This is a genomic window from Polyangium fumosum (genome assembly GCF_005144585.1).
GTDB lineage: Bacteria > Myxococcota_A > Polyangia > Polyangiales > Polyangiaceae > Polyangium > Polyangium fumosum.
In genome coordinates this window covers 251605-270056 of the sequence record NZ_SSMQ01000007.1, presented here as the reverse complement: position 1 = coordinate 270056, position 18452 = coordinate 251605, and the positions used below count along the sequence as shown (strand labels likewise).

Here is an 18452-nt window from a genome sequence, read left to right as displayed (position 1 = left end):
GCTCCGACATCTCCCCTCTCGCGCCCCGAGGGCCGTCGAGAGGCTCCGTTTCGTCACGACCATCGCGCGTCCCTGCTCCGACAAACCCAGCCGCAGCCCCAGCCCGCGGTGCGTCCACCACGCGGCGTACGCATCGCTCGAGCCCGGCGTCGGCCCACCGTCAAGCGCCATCCCCTCCCAAGGTTTGCCGGCGTACCCTCCGGCAAACCGCAGGACCGGCCGAGGGGTGGGTCCGTTACGACCTGGTGGCCATGTCACATCGGAATCGATGCCCACGTGCCGTCGGAACGCGTGCCCACGTGGGTTCGGAATACGCAGGCATGATGGGCCACACCGTCGTCAGCTCCAGCGTCGGCGTCGGCGGGACGGGCGCGGGCGGCGCGCTCCCCTGTGAGAACCCGCCGCCCCCGAATGCCGAATATCGGTTCCTTTGCCTCGAAGGCTCCGTCGGCGGAAATTGTCCACCCCTCGCCGACGTTCAGAAAGAGCTCATGAAGCAGGTCCACGGCACCGACGAATGCGCGGGCTCCGGCTCCTGCTGCTATGACGTCCCCGGCGCCGGCTGCCAGGACCTCGCGATCAGCGCGCAATGCTGCTATCACGTCGCCATCATCTTCGAGTCCTGCGAAGGCCGCCCCTTCATCGTCGACGGCGAAGCGCGCACCGCGGAGCCCGCGGCCCGCGTCGATTGGCTCCTGCAAGCCGGGCAAGGTTTGGTCGAGTCGCCCAATGTCTCGAACCTCGACCCCACCACGCGTCGCGCCCTCGCCGACCATTTCACGCGCGCCGGCCTCTACGAGCACGCCTCCGTCGCCTCGTTCGCGCGGTTCGTCCTCGAGCTCCTCGGCGTCGGGGCCCCGGCCTCGCTCGTCTCCGCCGCGCAAGAGGCCCTGGCCGACGAGGTGCGGCATGCCAAACTCTGCTTTGGCCTCGCTGGCGCCTACGCGGGCGCGCCCGTGGGTCCGGGCGCGTTGCCCATGCCCGCGCTCGCGATTGGGCGGACCCTCGCCGACGTCGCGCTCGCCACGGCCCTCGAAGGTGCCGTCAACGAGACGCTCTCCGCGCTCGTCGCGGGCGAAGAGGCCCTGCGCGCGACCGATCCCGCGGTGAAAGCCGCCCTCGTCTCGATCGCTGAGGACGAGGCCACCCACGCGGAACTCGCATGGCGTACGCTCGCATGGGCGCTCGACGCGGGCGGGCCCGAGGTCGCCCGCACCCTCGAAAAGGCATTCACCATGGCCATTTGCCCCGAGTCCGAGGACCTCGTCGCCCTCGGCGCGGACCCGGACAAACTCGCGGCCCACGGCTGCCTCTCCGCCGCGGAAAAACGCGACGTCATGCGCCGCGCCATGGCCGACGTCGTCCTGCCGGCTGCGCGTACGCTCCTCCGCGCGCCGCGCGCTGGCCGGTCAGTGCGAGATGACGCGCACGGATTGGACAATCTGGCGTAACGCCTCCGCGACGCCCTCCGTCTCCGGGTGCCGGACCAGCACATACCCTTCGCCCTCGTAGCTCGCCGAGCGCGGCTCGCCGACCTTGGGCCATTTCACGTCCGTGATCATCTCGCCGAACGCTTGCTCGGCCTCCTCGACCCCCCACACCTCGCGCACCACGCCTGGCGCCTGCCCGCGCAGGAACGCCGCGCCCGTCGCATACTTGCGCTCGCGCGGCGCCTCGAACGTATCGAATGCGATGAGCCGCGCGACTTGCCCGTACATGTCGAAATCGTGGGCGCGCGCGTTCAGGTTCATGAGCTGCGCGCCGCCCGGCCGCGCCGCGACCTCGGAGAGCACGATCCTCCCGTCGTCTTGCCGGAACCATTCCATGTGGCAAATGCCCGTCTCGAGCCCGAGCACCGAGAGCGCCCGGAACCCGAGCTCCCGGATCGGAGCGAACTCCGGCCCGCTGATGTCCCGCGGCAGGAGCACGCACCACTGGATCCACGGATTCTCCACGACCTCGATCGGATTCGGCAGGTACCGCGAAATCGAGTACCAGACCGGCTTTCCCCCGATCACCACCGCGTCGAACGTATGCTCGGCTCCGCCCACGAACTCTTCGAGCAGCACGGGGGACGCGGGGGTGGGCGAGGAGAGCGAGAGCACGCGATCGAACTCGGCCGTGTCCTTCACGATGAACGTGCTCGCCGAGCCCACGCCGGCCGGCGGCTTCGCGACCAGCGGAAACCCCACCTCGTCCGCGAAGCGCCGCGCCTCGGCCTCGTTCGTGGCGAGGCGGTGGCGCGCGCACGGCAATCCCGCCGCGCGCAGCACGTCTTTCATGCGCGGTTTGTCCCGGAAGTTGCGGATCACCTCCGCGCCCGGCCCCGGCAGCCCCAGCGCGTCGCGCGCCTCGGCCACCGCGACCTGCACGAACTCGCTCACGCCGAGCAGCCGGTCGACGGGCGCGACGTTCGCGTGCAGCCACCTCGTCGCCGCCACGAGCTCCGCCGTGTCCTGCACGTTGCTCACGCGAAAATGCTTCACGAGTCGGCCGAGCAGCTCCGCCGGCAGGTTCTCCTCGACGTCCTGGCTCACGACCGCGAGCCGGAGAGCCGGCACGTCGAGCAAGGCGGCGATGAATCGGATGGCGCTCTCGTTGAAGAAAGGCGTGACGAGGACGGCGAATCGCATGGCGGGCGCCACCATACTCCGTTCGTCCCGGTCTTCAAGGCGTCGTTCGTGACGTCTGCGTGGCAGCGTCGGCGTCGTCTGCTGGGGCGGTCGCTCCGCCGACCACGATAACCTCCGTGTCCCCCGCCTCGGGAGGCGCCTGCAATCGCGAAAGGAGCTCCTCGTACCGCCGCCGGAGGGCCGGGCGATCCGGCGCGTTCCGTGCCGCTCGGTACCGCGCGTCGAGCGCCCGCTGGAAATCCCCGCGCGTGATCCACGACGCGGCGATCCGATCGAGCGCCGTCGCGTCCTCGGGATCGAGCGCGAGCGCCGCCTCGTAGGCCGCGTGCGCCGCTTCCTTCTCCCCGCGCGCCTCGCGCAACTTTCCGATCGCCACGTGAATTCGCGGGCCATCCCGCCCGAGCATCACGAGCCTACGCGCTGCGACCTCGACCCGCGCGAGATCCCCGGCCGCGGCCCCGCGCCGGATCCCCATTTCTTTCTCCCAGGCCGCGCCCGCCCACGCGCCCGCCGCCACGAGCCCCGCTGCAACGAGCGCAGCCCGCACCCCCCACGCCCCGAGGCCCCTTGCTGCCGGGGCCGTCTGCGGTGCGGTGCTGGGTTGTCCAACGAGCACATTGCCGACCGAACCGTCCCGGAGCTTCCAGATTGCGCCGTCGAGGAGGAAGTGATGCACATTCACCGCGGCCGCCACGAGCAGCCCGAGCCCCGATTCGAACGGCAGGATCCCGAGCGCGCCCGGCGCGCAGACGAGGGCGGGGAACACCCAGATTGCCGCGCCCGCGAGCACGGTTGTCCCGAGATACGAGAGCCCCGCCGGCGCCGCCTTGGCCACGCTCCCGGAGGCGCGCGCGTAATGGTACGAGATCCAGAGATATTGCACGCTGTGCGCGATCGCGACCCAGATGAACGCGAGCGCCGTCGCGCCCCCCGGACCATAAAGCGCCGGTCGCAAGAAGCCGAGCAGCACGGGCAGGACGAACCACGCCGCCTGGCTCACGACGAGCGCGACCGCCGGCACGAGCCGCGCAATCCCGGCCATCTGCGTGAGCTTCCGGAGCGCGACGCCCGTCACCACGACATACGAAATTCCCGCGACGGCCAGTGATCCCAGGGCAAACCGCGCGGGAATCCCGAGCGGCGCGAATCGGTAGGCCGCGCTCGCGGCTTGCAGGGGATCGGCCCCGCCCGCGGAGGCCGAGCCGTGGATGTTCACGAAGACCAGCACGAACGAGAGGACGAACGACGTCCAGACGAGCCGCCGGAGCGCCGGGCTCGGCGTGATCCCGCCGCGTCGCAGGAACATCATCACGAGCCCGAAATTCTGCGCCGTGTAATGCCACGGGCTCCACGTGAGATAGAGCGTGATCAGCCACGTCCCGAGCCTCGGCGCGGCGAGGGACCCCGTGAACGCCGCCCAGACCAGGAATCCGAGGGGGAATGCATAGAAAAAATACCGCTTGCGCGCCGATTCCGTCCCATAGACCCGGAGCAACGTCGCCCCGTAATGCGGGATCCCGGTCACGAGCACGACGAGCGGCAGCCACCCTTCGAGCGAGCCCATCGACGCGCCCGACGCCGCGAGGGCGAGGACGAGCAGCCCATACCCGATCCCACATCCGAGCAGGAGATCGGGCCACGGACCGAGCAGCCAGAGCCGGGGCGCCGCGACGGCGGTGGACATCGCGGCGCACTCTACCGCGACCGAACCGCCCAGGCCATCCCGCGAATGCGCCGGATCAGCTCCCCTCGACCTCGGCCTTCAGCGCGTCGACGAGCCGCTTCTGGTCGGCGCCCGCGGGCACGCCTTCCTTGGCGAACATCACGCGCCCCTCCTTGCCCACCATCACCACGCCCGTGATTTCGTTCTTCAGCTTGTACGCCGAGCGCATCCCGCCGGTCCAATCGCAATAGACCGTCGTCCCCTGCTTCTTCGTCTCGTCGCGGACGGCGTCCTTGACCGTGCCGCGCGCCGGCCAGAAATCGTAGGGGCTCACATCCGCGACGATCAAGAGCGCCACCTTCGACGTGTACGGGCCCGATTTCAGGAGCTTGACGAGGTCGCGCCGGAACGCCTCGCTTTTCGGCGCCGACGTCCGGTCGTCGTAGACGATGACGATCGGCTTGCCCTTCAGCGATTTGATCTCGACCGCCTTTCCGTCGGCGTCCTCGACCCGCGCGTTCGGGGCGACCGCCTGCTCCGACAGCACGGCCAGGGCGGGCGTGCTCGGAAGCGCCGTCGCCGCGAGAAGGGTGATTCCGAAGGCGAGCAGGGTTCGTCGGGCAGAAATCATTGCCCACCAAACAAACCGCTTTTTTCGGAGGCTGTCAAGCTCTCCACGATCGGCCACGAACGGCGTTCGCCCCGGACATCAATTTGCCGTCAGGTAGAAAAAGGCGATGCACATCTCGTCGTTCGTGCCCTGGCCCCAGGTCGTCGTCGTGTCGCGCCCGCGCGTGTCGTACGTGCACGTGATGCGCATCGAGCCGCCCGACGAGAGGTCGATGGGTTTCGTGTAATGGGCGAACCCCTGCCAGTGGAAATCCCAGTTGTTCACGCGGGCCAGGCATTTCTCCTCCCCGTCGTGCGTCGCGGCGACGTGCATCCCCGTCCCGAGCTTGTGCATGTGCGGCCAGAGCCCCCACAAGGTGAGATCGATGGACACGGGCTCGACCGCGCTCTGATCGACGCTCGCTTGTTTCGGCGGCAAGAGGAGGTTCGTGGCCGCGATGCGCTGCACGGTGGCCTCTTTCGGCACATTCCGGGCGAGCATGAGGTCGATCCGGGTGCGATCGGCGTGGCGCCCATTTTCTTGATTGTAATGGATCTGCAGGATCGTCTTCCGCCCGGCCCGCATGCGGAGCCCCGTGCCCTCGGGGAAGCGGAGCGCGCCGCTGCCGGGGCCCGCGCCGACGAGCCAGCGCGCATCCGGCACGTGGATGTCGTCGATGCACGAATACCCGAACCCGGGCTCGGCCGCGTCGAGCGCCTCGGCCGTGGCCTCCGATTCCTTTGTGTCGATGGAGAAGAGCGTGAGGTGATGCAACATCGAGGCGGCCCCCGGGCGCACGTGGAAGCCGGTGATGAACACGTCCTCCGCGAGCCCGGGATCGAGCACGAAGCACCGGTAATCGTCGAATTTCGCGGCATCCGGGGTGTACGTGTCCTTCATGTCGATCGTCATGTCGACGCGATCGAGCTCTGCGAGGGCCCGCGGCGCGGGGGCCGTGCCCTTCGGCGGCTCTCCTTCGGGCGCGCCGGCGCGGGCCCACGCCTCGATCGTCCTGATCTGCGCGTCCGTGAGCCAGCGGCCCTCGACGTACGTGTTGCATTCGCCGCTGTTGTCGAGGACGAACGGGGGCATGCTGCGCGACGTCGTGGAGATGCGGATCGCCTCGGCGGTCCGGCGCGCGTCCTCGTAATCGACGAGGGAAAACGGGGCAATGCCGCCCTCGTCGTGGCAACTCAGGCAATGCTCGGCGAGGATGGGCGCCACATCCTCGTGGTACGTGGGGATCCGGAGCGGGGCGCTCGCGTCGTCCTCCTTGCTGCTGCACGCGACCAGCGAAAACATTGAAATCGTAGCCAGAATCCACTGTGTCCGCGTCATCGAGCCCTCCTTGACGGGTCGGGGGCGACCTGCATGGTCCGGCGCGGCCGCTGCACGGCGCGTTCCAGAAGCCGGCGGGTCGACAATTTGTGGCACGGCCCGTGCACAGCTTGCTCGGGCGGGAGGCCGCGTCTCGTAGGCACGAACCGCGACATCACCGCGCGGAGCTGTGGTACGCTCGCCGCGTGGATCGTTACCGAAGTTTACGCCTCTCCCTCCTCGTCGCGATCGGCGGAGCCGCGTGCTCGGCCACTCCTCCCGCCTCGTCCGGCGCAGGGGAAGGCGCCGTCGTCGCCATCCCCACGACGCCTTCGAGCGCGACGGTCGAGCCTTCGCCCGAGGGCGAACCCGAGCCGGAGAAACCGAAGCGTGTCGGCTGGGTGGCCGAGAAAAACGGGAACGTCCACCGCGCGAGCCGCGTGACGTGCGACGCGACGATCGACATCCCTGCCTGCGCGGGCACGGAGATGCGCCAGTCTTGCAAGACGGACGCCGATTGCACGGAGCATCCGCACGGGAAGTGTACGAGCGGGGTGGGGCAGGTCGGCACCTATTGCGGCTGCACGTACGCGTGCGAGACCGACGACGAATGCGGCGCCGGGAAGGCCTGCATCTGCAAGGGCACGGGCGCTTTGCGCGCGAAAAACTCCGTCTGCGGGGACGCGTCCTGTAGCACGGACGCCGATTGCGGGGGGAGCACCTGTGGGTTGTCGGCGTATCACAATGGTTGTTTCGAGCAGGTCACGCTCGCTTGCCGGACCAAGGAGGACACCTGCAAGAGCGACGCGGATTGCGGCAGCTCGCCGAGGCCCGGCGGGTCCTGCGTGGCGATCGGCGCGAAGGGCGCGAAGCCGACCTGGCAATGCGCGTCGATGTCCTGCGTGATCGGCCGACCCCTCGTCGTGGAAGGCGAGGCCCGCGCCGCGAGGCCACGCGCCCGCGCGGACTGGCGCGCGCCGCTCGTGTTCGATACGGAATCTCTCGACGCACACGCGCGCGAGGCGATCGCGGCGCACCACGCGGCGATCGCCTCCATGGAGCACGCTTCGATCGCGAGCTTCGCGCGCTTCTCGCTCCAGCTCCTCGCGCTCGGCGCGCCCGCGGAGCTGCTCGCCGAGGCGCAAACCGCCGCGCGCGACGAGGTGGAGCACGCGCGGGTCGAATACGCCATCGCCTCCCGGATCGGTGGGCGGCTCATCGGCCCAGATAAACTCCCGGAGGCGACGGCGTGGCTCGCGACGGACGTCGTTTCATTCGTGGAGGCGCTCGTGGTGGAGGGCTGCGTGGGCGAGACGCTCGGCGCGGCCGAGGGGCAAGAGGTGGCGCGTTCCGTGAAGGACGAGGGCCTGCGGGCTGTGCTCGCGCAGATCGCGGAGGACGAGGCGCGGCACGCGGCGCTCGCGTGGAAGACCTTGCAATGGGCGCTCGACGCGTTCGGCGCCGAGGCGCGCGAGGCCGCCGTGCGGGCGTTCGAGCGGGCCCGAGCGAAACACGAAAAGGATCCCGCGGCCGGGCCCGTGGAAAACGAGGAATTCGGCGTGCTCGGGGCGCGGATGCTCGGCGCGCTCCGGCGCGAGGCGCTGCGGGAGGTCGTGGCGCCGTGCCTCCGTCAGCTCGGGCTCGTCGCCTGTTCTTGAGATTCGGCCGAGCGCGAGGCAGACTCCGCGCGTGGCAAGCAAAGGACGACCGTACCGTACGGTGACCGTGGAGGGCTTCGAGGTCCTCATCGGCCGCGGCGCCGAGGACAACGACTACCTGACGTTCGACGTCGCCAAGCCGCACGACGTGTGGCTGCACGTCGCGGGGGGGACGCCGGGGAGCCACGTCGTCGTGCGGAACCCCGATCGCGTCGAGGTCCCTCGTTCGGTCGTGGAGGTCGCCGCGGCGGCGGCGGCCTGGTATTCGAAAGCGCGGGGCGCGCCGAAGGTCGAGGTGCATTTCTGCCGCGCCTCCGAGGTCTCGAAGCCGCGTGGCGCCCCCGCGGGGCTCGTGGAATTGGGGCGCTGGAAGAGCGTCAAGGTGAAGCCCGCGGCGCCCGCGGGCGCGACGGATTGAGGGGGAGGCGGGGGCGGTCGCCCTCAGCTCGCGGTCGAGCAAGGCGTCGACACGGTCAATAAGGGCGTGCGCGGGGTCCGGGAAGGCGTGCGCGGGGTCTGAGAAGCCGTGCGCGGGGTCTGAGAAGCCGTGCGCGGGGTTCGAGAAGCCGTGCGCGGGGTCCGAAAAGGCGTGCGCAGGGTTCGAGAAGCCGTGCGCGGGGTTCGAGAAGCCGTGCGCGGGGGTCCGAAAAGGCGTGCGCAGCGTTCGAGAAGCCGTGCGCGGGGTCCGAAAAGGCGTGCGCGGGGTTCGAGAAGCCGTGCGCGGGGTCCGAAAAGGCGTGCGCAGGGTTCGAGAAGCCGTGCGCAGGGTTCGAGAAGCCGTGCGCGGGGTCCGAAAAGGCGTGCGCGAGGTCCGGGAAGGCGTCTACAGGGTCACGCCCCGCCCTCATCCGCCCCGCGAAACCCGTATTTCCGGAGCAACGACCGCAAATGGCTCCGGTCCATCTTCACCCGGCGCGAGGCCTCGGAAATGTTGTCGTGTGTCGCCCGCAAGAGCGCCCGCACGTACCGTCGTTCCCATTGATCCGAGGCCTTTTGCTTGCACACCCGGAAGGGGACCTCGAGGTCGATGTCGTCGTCCCGATCCTTGTCCCCCGGGGCCAGCTCGACGTCGTTTCCGAGCGCCAGGATCGCCGGGTCGTTGAAGAGGACGGCGCGCTCGATCGCGGCCCGCAGCTCGCGCACGTTGCCGGGCCACGATTGACGGCGGAGCGATTCCAGGAGGTCGTCCGGGAGGGGGTTGTCAGGGACGAGCTCGGCGTGGAAATGGCGCGCGAGGCGCTCGATGTCGCCGGTGCGCTCGCGCAGCGGCGGGACGTGGATGCGCACCACGTTGAGCCGGTAGAACAGGTCGGCGCGGAACGCGTTGCGGTTGACCTCCGTGCGCAGGTCGCGGTTCGTCGCGGCAATCACGCGGACGTCGAGCTTGACGCGCTGGTTTCCGCCGACGCGCTTGACGCTGCGCTCCTCCAGGGCGCGGAGCAGCTTCGGCTGCATGTCGAGGGGCAGCTCGCCGATTTCGTCGATGAAAATGGTGCCGCCCTTCGCCTGCTCGAACGCGCCCGCGCGGTCGGCCTGCGCGCCCGTGAACGAGCCCTTGACGTGGCCGAAGAGCTCGCTCTCGATGAGCGTCGGCGCGATGGCCGCGCAATCGAGGACGACGAACGGCCCCGCGGCGCGAGGGCTCGCCTCGTGAATGGCCGCCGCGAGGACGCCTTTTCCCGTGCCCGTCTCGCCTTCGAGGAGTACGGTGCTGTCGGAGTGCGCGACGCGGGGCAAGGCCGCGAAAATGCGGCGCATGGCCGAGCTTTGGCCGAGCAGCGGGCCGAAGCCGTCCTCGGGGCTCAGCGCCTCACAGATGTCCTCGTTTACCTGATCGACGAGGAGCGTCGTCCGGCCGACGCGCACGCGGGCGCCGGGCTCGACGTACCCCGCGAGGACACGCATGCCCGAGACCCACGTCCCGTTCGACGAGCCGAGGTCCTTCAAGAGATACCCCTCGGGTGTCGCCGAGAGGCTGAAATGGTGGCGCGAGACGGTGGGATCGGGGAGCACGAGGTCGTTTCCCTGGGCCGTTCCGACGGAGACCTCGCGCATCTCGGCGCGGAACGAGGCGCCGGCGCCGGGGCCCTCGATGACGGTGAGCGAGAAGCCGTCGAGGCGCAGCTCCTTGGCCCGGGAATGAAGGGGCAACGTGCTTTTCGCCGACATGGCCGCGGAGCCTACCACGGCGAAGGCCCCGCGTGGGCATCCCGTGGTATCCTCGGAGGGAGGGTGCAATCATGCAAACAGGGAAAGCAGCGTGGATCGCCCTGCTTCTGGCGACCTCGGGCCTCGTGGCCTTCGGCTGTCAGTTCGTCGCCGGGATCGCGGGGCTCGAAGCAACGGACGAACCCGGCGAGGCGTGTGACGAGGCGGCGTGTGGCCCTTATGCCTGCAATGCGGCGGGGACGGCCTGCAATACGAGCTGCAGCCGGATGATGGGGGGGTGCAAGGAGGACGCGGTCTGCGTCGCGCCGATGAACCAGCCCGGGACCTGCAACGAATGCGGATGGTCGGCCATGAGCGGGGTCTGTCCGAGCGCCGAATGTGATTCCTGCGCTGGGAACGTGTGCACGAGGATCTGCGACGCGTCAAACGAGTGCATGCAGTCCGACATGGACGCCGGGACCTTCACCTTGACCCTCGATACGAGAGCGGCGCCCGTCCGGCTCGAGTGCAAGGACCAATGCAACGACATCCTCGTGGGATGCATGGGCGGCTCGCCCTGCGAGATCGTCTGCGAGGAAGGAGGTTGTCAAAACTTGACGGTGAAATGCGGCCCGGACGGCGAGTGCAGCCTCGTCTGCAAGGGCCAGAGCTGCGCGGGCGCGACCGTGGTTTGTGGCGACAACCGATGCTCGGCCACGTGCGACACCGCCGTCGAGATCGAGCAGACCTGCGGCGGCTCGTGTGACTGCACGTCGAACGGATGCCTGTGAACGTCAGAACGTGCCGCGGAGCCCGATCGCAAAAGGGCCGACGAGCGGCATGACGGAGACGGCGCGCGGGGGAGCCTTCTCGTGTTTCGGCGCGAGGGCGATGCCGGCGATCCCCACGCCGAGGCCGAGGACGGCCACGCCAAACCCGATGTTCGAGACGTTCGCCAGGGTATTCGCCGTGGCGAGCGCGTCGGCTTGCCCCGGACACTGCGAGCCGTTGCACTTCGGCAGGATCTCGCTCGCCTCGACCAGCGTGAGGATCCCCGTCACGGCCCCGACGAGCAAGGCCGCGCCGCCGATACCGAACCCCGTGACCAGGAGGACCGTGGAGGCGCTCGGGCCCGTCGGCGCGGAGATGCGGGGCTCCGCGGGCGGTGGCTTCGTCTGCGCGAGGGGGGGCGAGGGTTCGGGCGGCGGTGGAGGAGGGGTCTCCGTGGGCGGCGGCGCCGGCGCGTCTTCGAGGGCGGGGATCACGACGGGAATCTCGCCCGGCTGCGCGGGCACGAGGATCTCGCCCGTCCAGGACCGTTTGCCCGGTGCCATGGCCGCGACGGTGTGGTTGCCCGGATCGATGGGCAAGGGGACGTTCAGCGCGGCGACGTCGATGGGTTTGTCGTCGAGCTTCATTCCGAGGCCGGCGGGCGGCGTTTCCATGCGGAGGACGACGTAGGCGAGCTTCTTCTTGAGCTCGGCCACGTGGTCGCGCGCGAATTGCTCGCGGTCCTTTTGCCCCTTGCCGCGCGCGAGCGAGGCGGCGGAGATGTATTCGGCCCACGCCGTCGCGGTTTTTCCTTCCTTTTCGTGGCAGACAGCGAGGTTCAGCAGCGTGCCGAGCTTCGGGTCGAGGCGCTGGCTCTCGGCGAGCTTGAGGCAAGCCTCGGCATAACGGCCCTGGTCGAGGAGCGCGCGGCCCTGCTGGAAGAGCGCCTCGGCGACCGCGATGGACGCGCCTTCGGGTGATTGCGCGCGCGCCGCGGCGGCGGAGGTCGTCACGCCGAGCGAGAGCAAGAGGGCAAGGGCCCAGCGCTTCATTCGCGCTCCCCGAGGATCGGATCGAGGTTCGGCGATTTCGACGGCATCTTGATCTTCACGGGTTTGGCCGAGCGTGGCGGCGGGGCCGCCGAGGCCGAGGTCGTCGGGGCGGGCGCGGGGGTGATTGCCGGCGGCGCGGCGGACGGCGGGGGGCTCGGGATTCGCTCGGGCTCGGGGGATTCGTCTTGCAGGCCGGAGCTCGCGCCGGACCCGAAAGGCACGTCGCTCGGGGCGCGTGAGCGCAAAAGGAACGAGGCCGCCCCGCCGAGGGCGGCGATTCCGAGCAGGGCGAAGAGCCACCGGGCGGACGGGCCATTCTTTCGATGCACGCTCGACGAATCGAGGGCGGACATGCGCTCGGTGGACGAAGGTTCGGCGCGCGCGTGGGGCGTCTCCGCGGGGGCTGCGCGGCCGGGCTGCGTGGTGGCGCGAAGTCCCCCGCTTTCGAGCGGGCCGCGGGCGCTCGTGAGGCTCGACGGGAAGGGCAGAGGAGGGGCGAGCCCGAGCGGGGCCGCCTGCGCGACGAGGGCGGCGACGGCCTCGCCCGCCGACGCGGGGCGATTGCGCGGGCGTTTTTCGAGCATCGCGAGGACGGGCGCGTCGAGCGCCGGGGGGAGGTCGGGACAAACGCTCGCCATGGCGGGGGGCGGCTCGGTGTCGTGCTTGAGGACGACGTCCATCGCGGAGTCGCCGGCGAACGGCACGGAGCCCGTGAGCATTTCGTGGATCATCACGCCGAGCGAATAGATGTCGGACCGGGGGTCGACCTTCTTGCCGCGCGCCTGCTCGGGGGACATGTAGAGCGGCGTGCCGAGCAGGACGCCGGAGCCGGTCTTGTGGGCGACGTCGTCGTCCATGAGCTTCGCGATGCCGAAATCGAGCAATTTGGGGAAATGGGAGCCGTCGCGCTCGGCGGCGAGGAAGACGTTTTCGGGCTTGAGGTCGCGGTGCGTGATGCCCGCCTCGTGCGCGGCGTCGAGCGCGGAGGCGACGCCCTGGGCGATCTGGAGGGCCGTCGGGAGGGGCAAGCGGTGCTTCTGCTGGAGGAGCGCGGCGAGGGTCTGGCCCTCGACGTACTCCATCACGAAATAATGCCGGCCCCCGGGGAGGGTATTGAAAGAAAAAATGTCGATGATGTTGCGGTGGCGGATCTTGTTCACCGCGCGCGCCTCCGCAATGAACCGGGAGACGGTCTCCGGATCCGAGGCAAAGCGCCGGTTCAGGACCTTGACGGCGACCTTCTTGCCGATGAGCGGGTGCTCGCCCGCATAGACGTCGCCGAACGTCCCGCCGCCGATCTTGCGGTCGATGCGGTACTCGCCGACCATCGTGCCGGGCCCGAGCGTGTCATCCGTCGGGAAAACATCGGGCGATACGAGCGCCGCGTCGTGCGCCGGGCATACGGGCACGTCGTCCTCGTAGCTCGCGCGGCACTCCGGACACATTCGCATAGGGGGCCGGATGGTACCGTTCCCGGGCGTTCCTTGGCTACACCTTCGAGGGGCGATCGGGCCCACGAAACCACGCTTGCCGAGCCCCGAGGACGCGCCATGATGCGCGAGATTTCCAGGCAGGATGCTTGGAGGACCCATGGCAGGGGAGGGGTACGTGACGAAGAAAGGCCATCCTTTCGTGGTCTTGGGCGCGTGTGTCCTGGCGGTGCTCTCCGGGTGCAGCAACGACGTCGACGGGGCGCATCAAGGCGTCAAGGAGAGGAAGAGGGCCACAGCGGAAATCATGCCCTCGGCGGGCCAGAACGTGATGGGGCTGGCCGTGTTCACCGCGGAGAATGGGCAGGTCGAGCTGACGCTCCAGTTGAATGGCCTCACGCCCGGGGTCCACGCGGTGCATATTCACGAGATGCCTGATTGCGGCATGAACGGCAACAACGCCATGGGGCACTGGAACCCGACGAACGAGGCGCACGGGAAGTGGGGGACGCCCCCGTTTCATCGGGGCGACATCGGCAACGTGACGGCGGACGCGACGGGGAAGGCGTCGCTCTCGTTTCGAACGGATCTCTGGACCCTCGGGGAGGAGGCGTCGTCGACGGACGTGTTGAACCACGCATTCATGGTGCACGCGGACCCGGACGATTTCACCACGCAGCCCACCGGCAATGCAGGCGCTCGGGTTGGCTGTGGCGTGATCAAGCGGAATCCGTAGCCTCAGGGCCCTCCGCGGACTCGGGCTCGCTCGCGAGCAGCTCCAGCACGGGAGGATCGGGGACGAGGAGGAGCGAGGGCGCCGGGGCCGGGAGGGGCGCGGCGATTTCCGGGGGCGCGGGGTTTGGCGCGGCGGCCTCGGGCTTGGGCTTGTGCGTGAAATAAAGCGCCATGCCCGTGAAGAGGCAGCCGCCCACGAAATTGCCGGCCGTGACGGGGAGCTGGTTCTTGAGCCACCAGTCGGCGAACGTCACCTTCGCGCCGAGCAACATGCCGGCCGGAATGACGAACATGTTCACGACGGAGTGCTCGTAGCCGTGCGCGAAAAACACGAGAATCGGTAGCCATGCGGCGACGATCTTGCCGACGGTCGCCGTGGACGTCATGGCCATGACGACGCCGAGACAAACCATCCAGTTGCAGAGGATGCTGCGGACGAACACGCCCACGAGGCCGGCGAGGCCATACTGGGGGAACTGGGTCTTGGCGTGGGCGATGGCGACGATCTTGTTCGCGACGGCGTCGGGCGGGACGCTGCCCATCATCGTGAGCGAGATCGAGAGGAGCCACGCATAAAAGAGGCTGCCCGCGAGGTTCGCGAAGAATACGACGCCGAAGTTGCGGACGAGCTGCCAGAAGGTGGCGCGCTTGTCGAGCATCGCCATGGGCAGGAGCGCGAAGTTGCCCGTGACGAGCTCGAGGCCGAGCAGGACGATCATCACGAAGCCGACGGGAAAGATGACCGCGCCGGCGACCGGGAGGGTGGTCTGGACGGTCGTGGTGATGGCGAGGCTCGTGGCGAAGCCGAGGAGCGCGCCCGCGAGGAAGCCGCGGATCACGAGGTCCCGGAGCGACGCCGCGGCCTTGGCCGCGCCCGCGTCGAGCATGGTGGAGACGACCTTCGACGGAGCGACGTAGTCCATGAACGGGGCCATCATCACCCGCGCGCGGCGCCCTTGGGAAGCCCCTCGCCGGAGGATCGTGGGAACACCACCAAGAAACGGCGTGTCGCTCCGTCTATCTGCGGTCCGAGGACCCAAGGAACCGATCGGGTCCGCGGGTGTGATACAACAAACCAGCCATCGAGGTGCACATGAACCCGAAGCGGTGGAGCTCGCGCGTGATTCTGGGGGTGTCGTTGCTCGTCACGGGGGCCGCGTGGGCCGAGACAGCGCCGGCGCCGGCGCCGGACGCAGGAGGCGCAGCGGCGCCGGATCCGGCGGCCGAGGCGGAGGCATTCCTGAAGACGTGGGAGGAGAGCGGCAAGCCCCTTTGCGAGAAGAACGAGCCGGGGTGCGCAGCGGCCGGGCAGGCGCTGGTGAAGGCCGCGGCGGCGTTCGAGGCGGCGCACAAGCGAGACAAGGCGATCGTCGTGCGGAAGATGATCCTCGACCCGAAGAACCGGCTCGACTACACGGAGTACGGCAAGAACGCGGCGTTTCTTCTCGCCGCGAATCTGGAGTCGATCGGCGAATACGCAGAGGCTGCAAGTTATTACGAGTCGGCCGCGCGCAAGTTCCCGAACATGGCCCAGGCGCCTGCGGCGCTGATGGACGCGGTGGCGCTGCGGGCCGGGCTGAAGGATCAGAAAGCGGCGGTCGAGGACGTCGAGCTGTTCGTGAAGAATTACGGCGCGAAGCAGCCGGAGACGTCGGCGCAGCTCGCCGTGGCGGTCGCGGATTTCCTGGTCCGCGAAGAGAAATGGGCCGACGCGCGCGCGTGGCTCGGGAAATGGAAGGCGGCGGTGGACAAGGCGGGGAGCCTGCAGGAGCGGATCCACGCGCACACGCTGCTCGGGCGCTCGCTGGAGAAGCTCGACGACAAGAAGGGCGCCGCGAAGGAATACGAGATCGTGCGCGCGGCGTGGAAGGATCCCGAGGCCAGCGTGAAGCAACTCGCGGCGGGGGGCGGCAGCGAGCTGGAGCAAACGCGGCGGCTCGGGCGGTCGTTGACGGACGTGGGCGAGGCGTTGTTTTTCTTCGCCGAGCAAAAGCGGGCCGAGGTCGACGCCATCCGGTATCCCGAATACAAGGGGCCCGCGAGCCGTGACGAGGTGATGAAGCACATCAACACGAAGGTCGTGGATTGGGTGAAGAAGAAGCGGCCGGCGATCGAGGAGGTGGAGAAGGCGTATGCCCAGGTGCTCGCGCTCGAGCCCGTGCCGCCGCCGCGGTGGGTCGTTGCCTCGGCGTCGCGCGTGGGGCAGTTGTGGGGGAAGTTTGTCGCGGAGTTCCGCGCGGCGCCGATCCCGAAGGAGTGGAGGGGCAACGGGCCCGTGCTCGGGACGACGATCACGTACGAGGAGCTGCGGAGAGCTTATTATGAAAAGCTCGACGAGGCGAGCGAGCCCCAGAAGCTACAGGCGAAGAAGTCGTTCGAGGTTTGCGTGAATTACTCGGCGAAGTATCAATACTTCGACCCGTACACGCGGAGTTGCAGCGTGTGGCTCGCGAAGAACTACGGGAAGGAGTACGTCCTCGTGGAGGAGCTCCTCCCGCGTCACGCAGGGGCGAACTTCGTGCTCCAGCCGTCGCCGGTGGCGAAGGCCGATCCCTCCCGCTAGTCCCGAGGGGGACGCCTCGCGTCCCCCTCTCGGCCAGGCGGAGCCCGGCCGATTCACCCCCTGGAGGCGAGCTCGCTACGCGAGCTCGCGGTGCCGAACAGGTGGCTGTGCAGCGCTCCGGCCGTGCTAGGGAGAGCGCATGACCCCCGACGAACCCTACCTCATGCCCTCCCACGTGAGGCTGCTCGTCTCGGACACGGCGCGCGTGACGGCGTTTTACGAGGCGCTCGGCTTCTCCTGCGTGAATCGCGACGGCGTGTTCGTGCACCTGCGCTGGGCCCGATACGCCGACGTGTTCCTCGTCGGCATGCCGGCCGGCGTCGAGCTGCCAGGGCAACGTGGGCTCGGGGTGATCCTGTGCTTCCACGTGGGCGACGAGGTGTCGCTCGACGACCTACGCGCGCGGGCCGAGGCCAGCGGCGCCGCCGTCGACGGGCCGCGAAACCAGCCTTGGTTCACGCGTGAGCTCGTGGTGACGGATCCGGAAGGGTACAAACTCGCATTCGTGACGCCGAGCGAGCGCGCGGAGGCGTAGCGCTCACTGGCAAGCGAGTCGGCAGCGCGAGGCGGCCGAGAGGCATTGGGCCTGGCAGGCTTGCCATCGGCCGTATTCGCTGCTCAGGGTCGGCTCGCTCCCGCAGCCACCATTGCATTGTTTCTGCGTGGCGGAGCAGCGGTTGACGCAGGCCGCGCCATTGTCCGGGAGCGCAGGCTTGTCGGTGGTGGCGGGCGTTTTGCGAGGCTGCGTGGCGGGCGCCGCGCGGGTCGGGGCGGGGGCGGGCGAAGGTGTGTCGAAGAGGTCGGAGCCTCCTGCGGGAGGCGCGCCGCCGGCGGAGTCCGCGGGGCGCGTGGGGCGGGGGCCCGAGGGCGGACGGCCGATCATGGGGCGCATGCCGCATTGCTCGTAGGCGCTCTTGAAGAGGTCGGTGCCGGGCTCCTCGCTGGGGGCGAGGGGCAAGTCGCAGCCACGCGCGAGGTTGCCGAGGCTGCGGCGGACGGCGTCGGCCGCGAGCCGCGAAGGTCCGCTCTCGCGGAGAGGTCGTTCGCCTTTGGCCATGGCGTCCGTGCCTGCGAGGAGCGGCGCCGGGCCGGCGTTCGAGCCAGCGCGGCCGACGAGGAACGCGCCGACGGAGGCGATGACGATGACGACGGCGGCGATGGCGAAGAGCAAGGTGAAGCGGCGGCCGTCGACGGGTTGCGCAGGCTCACGTGGAGCCGTACCGGGCCAGCCCGGAGCGTAGGGATCCCGGAGGAGCGGAGCTTCGGGGCCGCGCGGAGGTTCGATGACGGTGGGAGCGGGAGCGGAGCCGGCCTCGGGAGCGAGAGCGGGAGCGGTTGCGGCAGCGGGAGCGGCAGCGGGAGCGGGCTCGGGAGCGGCAGCGGGCGCGGGCGCGGACTCGGCAGCGGGCGCGGCAGCGGCAGCGGGCGCGGACTCGGCAGCGGGCGCGAGCGGCGCGAGTGGCGGCGGCGGCGGGAAGGCGAGCGCGGCGACGGGAGCTCCGGCGCGGGCGATCGGCGCGGGCCACTCCATCAGCGGTCGCGCTTGCTTCAGCGCTTCGACGAGCCGATCGAGCGAGCCTTGCCGCTCGAAGTGCCGGACGACCTCACGCGCGACGTCCTGGATGCCGCGACCCTCGCCGGGCAGACCGGTCGCGCCGAGGCCCTCGGCGAGCTCGCGTAGATCCTTGGCGCTGAAACAAAGCGTGATGCATCGGCGCACCTCGGCCGGGTCGTAGCTCGGCCGTTCCCCTTGGTCGCTCACGCCGGGGAGCTTACCCCGGCCCGCGGGTCATGGGCACCGGAAGCGCTCCCCCGCCCGTTCGAAACGAAACGATCGGGGTGGAGGCGCAGCTCGGCTCGTCCGAGCGCAGC

The 18452-nt window shown here is 69.6% G+C and carries 16 protein-coding genes; 7 read left to right on the top strand and 9 right to left on the bottom strand.

What is annotated here, in order from left to right:
- The first annotated feature begins 299 nt into the window (after positions 1-299).
- Positions 300-1451 carry a ferritin family protein gene (locus E8A74_RS09735; protein WP_170229004.1) on the top strand — a complete coding sequence of 384 codons (1152 nt, stop codon included), beginning with the start codon at positions 300-302 and terminating at the stop codon, positions 1449-1451.
- Here the strand turns inward: E8A74_RS09735 and E8A74_RS09730 are convergent.
- The 4 genes from E8A74_RS09730 to E8A74_RS09720 form a co-directional block, all read right to left on the bottom strand.
- Positions 1410-2633 (bottom strand): ATP-grasp domain-containing protein, encoded by a 1224-nt coding sequence (locus E8A74_RS09730; RefSeq protein ID WP_170229003.1) that lies wholly within the window; start codon positions 2631-2633, stop codon positions 1410-1412. The genes E8A74_RS09735 and E8A74_RS09730 overlap by 42 nt on opposite strands.
- Positions 2634-2667: 34 nt before the next feature.
- On the bottom strand, positions 2668-4317 hold the full coding sequence (locus E8A74_RS52065) for a tetratricopeptide repeat protein (protein WP_170229002.1): 1650 nt from the start codon (positions 4315-4317) through the stop codon (positions 2668-2670).
- 55 nt (positions 4318-4372) lie between these two features.
- Positions 4373-4927, bottom strand: coding sequence for a YtfJ family protein (locus E8A74_RS09725; RefSeq protein ID WP_136928669.1), 555 nt, complete (start codon positions 4925-4927; stop codon positions 4373-4375).
- A 78-nt stretch (positions 4928-5005) separates the two neighbouring features.
- A complete protein-coding gene (locus E8A74_RS09720; RefSeq protein ID WP_136928668.1) occupies positions 5006-6244 on the bottom strand; it encodes a monooxygenase in 1239 nt (412 codons plus the stop codon).
- Between the two features lie 185 nt (positions 6245-6429).
- On the opposite strand from E8A74_RS09720, the gene E8A74_RS09715 reads away from it, so the two are divergent.
- Both E8A74_RS09715 and E8A74_RS09710 read left to right on the top strand, forming a co-directional pair.
- Complete coding sequence (locus tag E8A74_RS09715; RefSeq protein ID WP_136928667.1) at positions 6430-7881, top strand: ferritin-like domain-containing protein; 1452 nt, start codon at positions 6430-6432, stop codon at positions 7879-7881.
- A 31-nt stretch (positions 7882-7912) separates the two neighbouring features.
- Positions 7913-8299 (top strand): NFACT RNA binding domain-containing protein, encoded by a 387-nt coding sequence (locus tag E8A74_RS09710; RefSeq protein ID WP_136928666.1) that lies wholly within the window; start codon positions 7913-7915, stop codon positions 8297-8299.
- A gap of 413 nt (positions 8300-8712) precedes the next feature.
- On the opposite strand, the gene E8A74_RS09705 is transcribed toward E8A74_RS09710, so the two are convergent.
- A complete protein-coding gene (locus E8A74_RS09705; protein ID WP_136928665.1) occupies positions 8713-10050 on the bottom strand; it encodes a sigma 54-interacting transcriptional regulator in 1338 nt (445 codons plus the stop codon).
- A gap of 71 nt (positions 10051-10121) precedes the next feature.
- On the opposite strand from E8A74_RS09705, the gene E8A74_RS09700 reads away from it, so the two are divergent.
- Positions 10122-10820, top strand: a complete 699-nt coding sequence (locus E8A74_RS09700) for a hypothetical protein (protein ID WP_136928664.1) — start codon at positions 10122-10124, stop codon at positions 10818-10820.
- A gap of 3 nt (positions 10821-10823) precedes the next feature.
- On the opposite strand, the gene E8A74_RS09695 is transcribed toward E8A74_RS09700, so the two are convergent.
- On the bottom strand, positions 10824-11852 hold the full coding sequence (locus E8A74_RS09695; protein WP_136928663.1) for a tetratricopeptide repeat protein: 1029 nt from the start codon (positions 11850-11852) through the stop codon (positions 10824-10826).
- On the bottom strand, positions 11849-13303 hold the full coding sequence (locus E8A74_RS09690; RefSeq protein ID WP_170229001.1) for a serine/threonine-protein kinase: 1455 nt from the start codon (positions 13301-13303) through the stop codon (positions 11849-11851). The genes E8A74_RS09695 and E8A74_RS09690 overlap by 4 nt, the downstream gene beginning before the upstream one ends.
- 157 nt (positions 13304-13460) lie before the next feature.
- On the opposite strand from E8A74_RS09690, the gene E8A74_RS09685 reads away from it, so the two are divergent.
- Entirely contained in the window at positions 13461-14018 is a 558-nt protein-coding gene (locus E8A74_RS09685) for a superoxide dismutase family protein (RefSeq protein WP_211365324.1), read from the top strand.
- On the opposite strand, the gene E8A74_RS09680 is transcribed toward E8A74_RS09685, so the two are convergent.
- Positions 14002-14940, bottom strand: coding sequence for a formate/nitrite transporter family protein (locus E8A74_RS09680; protein WP_136928660.1), 939 nt, complete (start codon positions 14938-14940; stop codon positions 14002-14004). The two genes, E8A74_RS09685 and E8A74_RS09680, sit on opposite strands and share 17 nt — an antisense overlap.
- A 170-nt stretch (positions 14941-15110) precedes the next feature.
- Between E8A74_RS09680 and E8A74_RS09675 the strand changes: the two genes are divergently transcribed.
- On the top strand, positions 15111-16580 hold the full coding sequence (locus E8A74_RS09675) for a tetratricopeptide repeat protein (protein ID WP_136928659.1): 1470 nt from the start codon (positions 15111-15113) through the stop codon (positions 16578-16580).
- A 139-nt stretch (positions 16581-16719) separates the two neighbouring features.
- A complete protein-coding gene (locus E8A74_RS09670; protein ID WP_136928658.1) occupies positions 16720-17115 on the top strand; it encodes a VOC family protein in 396 nt (131 codons plus the stop codon).
- Positions 17116-17118: 3 nt separating this feature from the next.
- Here the strand turns inward: E8A74_RS09670 and E8A74_RS53835 are convergent, their stop codons facing one another.
- On the bottom strand, positions 17119-18342 hold the full coding sequence (locus tag E8A74_RS53835; RefSeq protein WP_211365323.1) for a hypothetical protein: 1224 nt from the start codon (positions 18340-18342) through the stop codon (positions 17119-17121).
- Between the last annotated feature and the right edge of the window lie 110 nt (positions 18343-18452).

Coding starts and splice junctions, on each gene's coding strand:
- E8A74_RS52065 (WP_170229002.1), bottom strand. CDS start 4,317: ATGTCCACCGCCGTCGCGGCGCCCCGGCTCTGGCTGCTCGGTCCGTGG.
- E8A74_RS09700 (WP_136928664.1), top strand. CDS start 10,122: ATGCAAACAGGGAAAGCAGCGTGGATCGCCCTGCTTCTGGCGACCTCG.
- E8A74_RS09690 (WP_170229001.1), bottom strand. CDS start 13,303: ATGCGAATGTGTCCGGAGTGCCGCGCGAGCTACGAGGACGACGTGCCC.
- E8A74_RS09725 (WP_136928669.1), bottom strand. CDS start 4,927: ATGATTTCTGCCCGACGAACCCTGCTCGCCTTCGGAATCACCCTTCTC.
- E8A74_RS09720 (WP_136928668.1), bottom strand. CDS start 6,244: ATGACGCGGACACAGTGGATTCTGGCTACGATTTCAATGTTTTCGCTG.
- E8A74_RS09680 (WP_136928660.1), bottom strand. CDS start 14,940: ATGGACTACGTCGCTCCGTCGAAGGTCGTCTCCACCATGCTCGACGCG.
- E8A74_RS09670 (WP_136928658.1), top strand. CDS start 16,720: ATGACCCCCGACGAACCCTACCTCATGCCCTCCCACGTGAGGCTGCTC.
- E8A74_RS09695 (WP_136928663.1), bottom strand. CDS start 11,852: ATGAAGCGCTGGGCCCTTGCCCTCTTGCTCTCGCTCGGCGTGACGACC.
- E8A74_RS09730 (WP_170229003.1), bottom strand. CDS start 2,633: ATGCGATTCGCCGTCCTCGTCACGCCTTTCTTCAACGAGAGCGCCATC.
- E8A74_RS09675 (WP_136928659.1), top strand. CDS start 15,111: ATGAACCCGAAGCGGTGGAGCTCGCGCGTGATTCTGGGGGTGTCGTTG.
- E8A74_RS09705 (WP_136928665.1), bottom strand. CDS start 10,050: ATGTCGGCGAAAAGCACGTTGCCCCTTCATTCCCGGGCCAAGGAGCTG.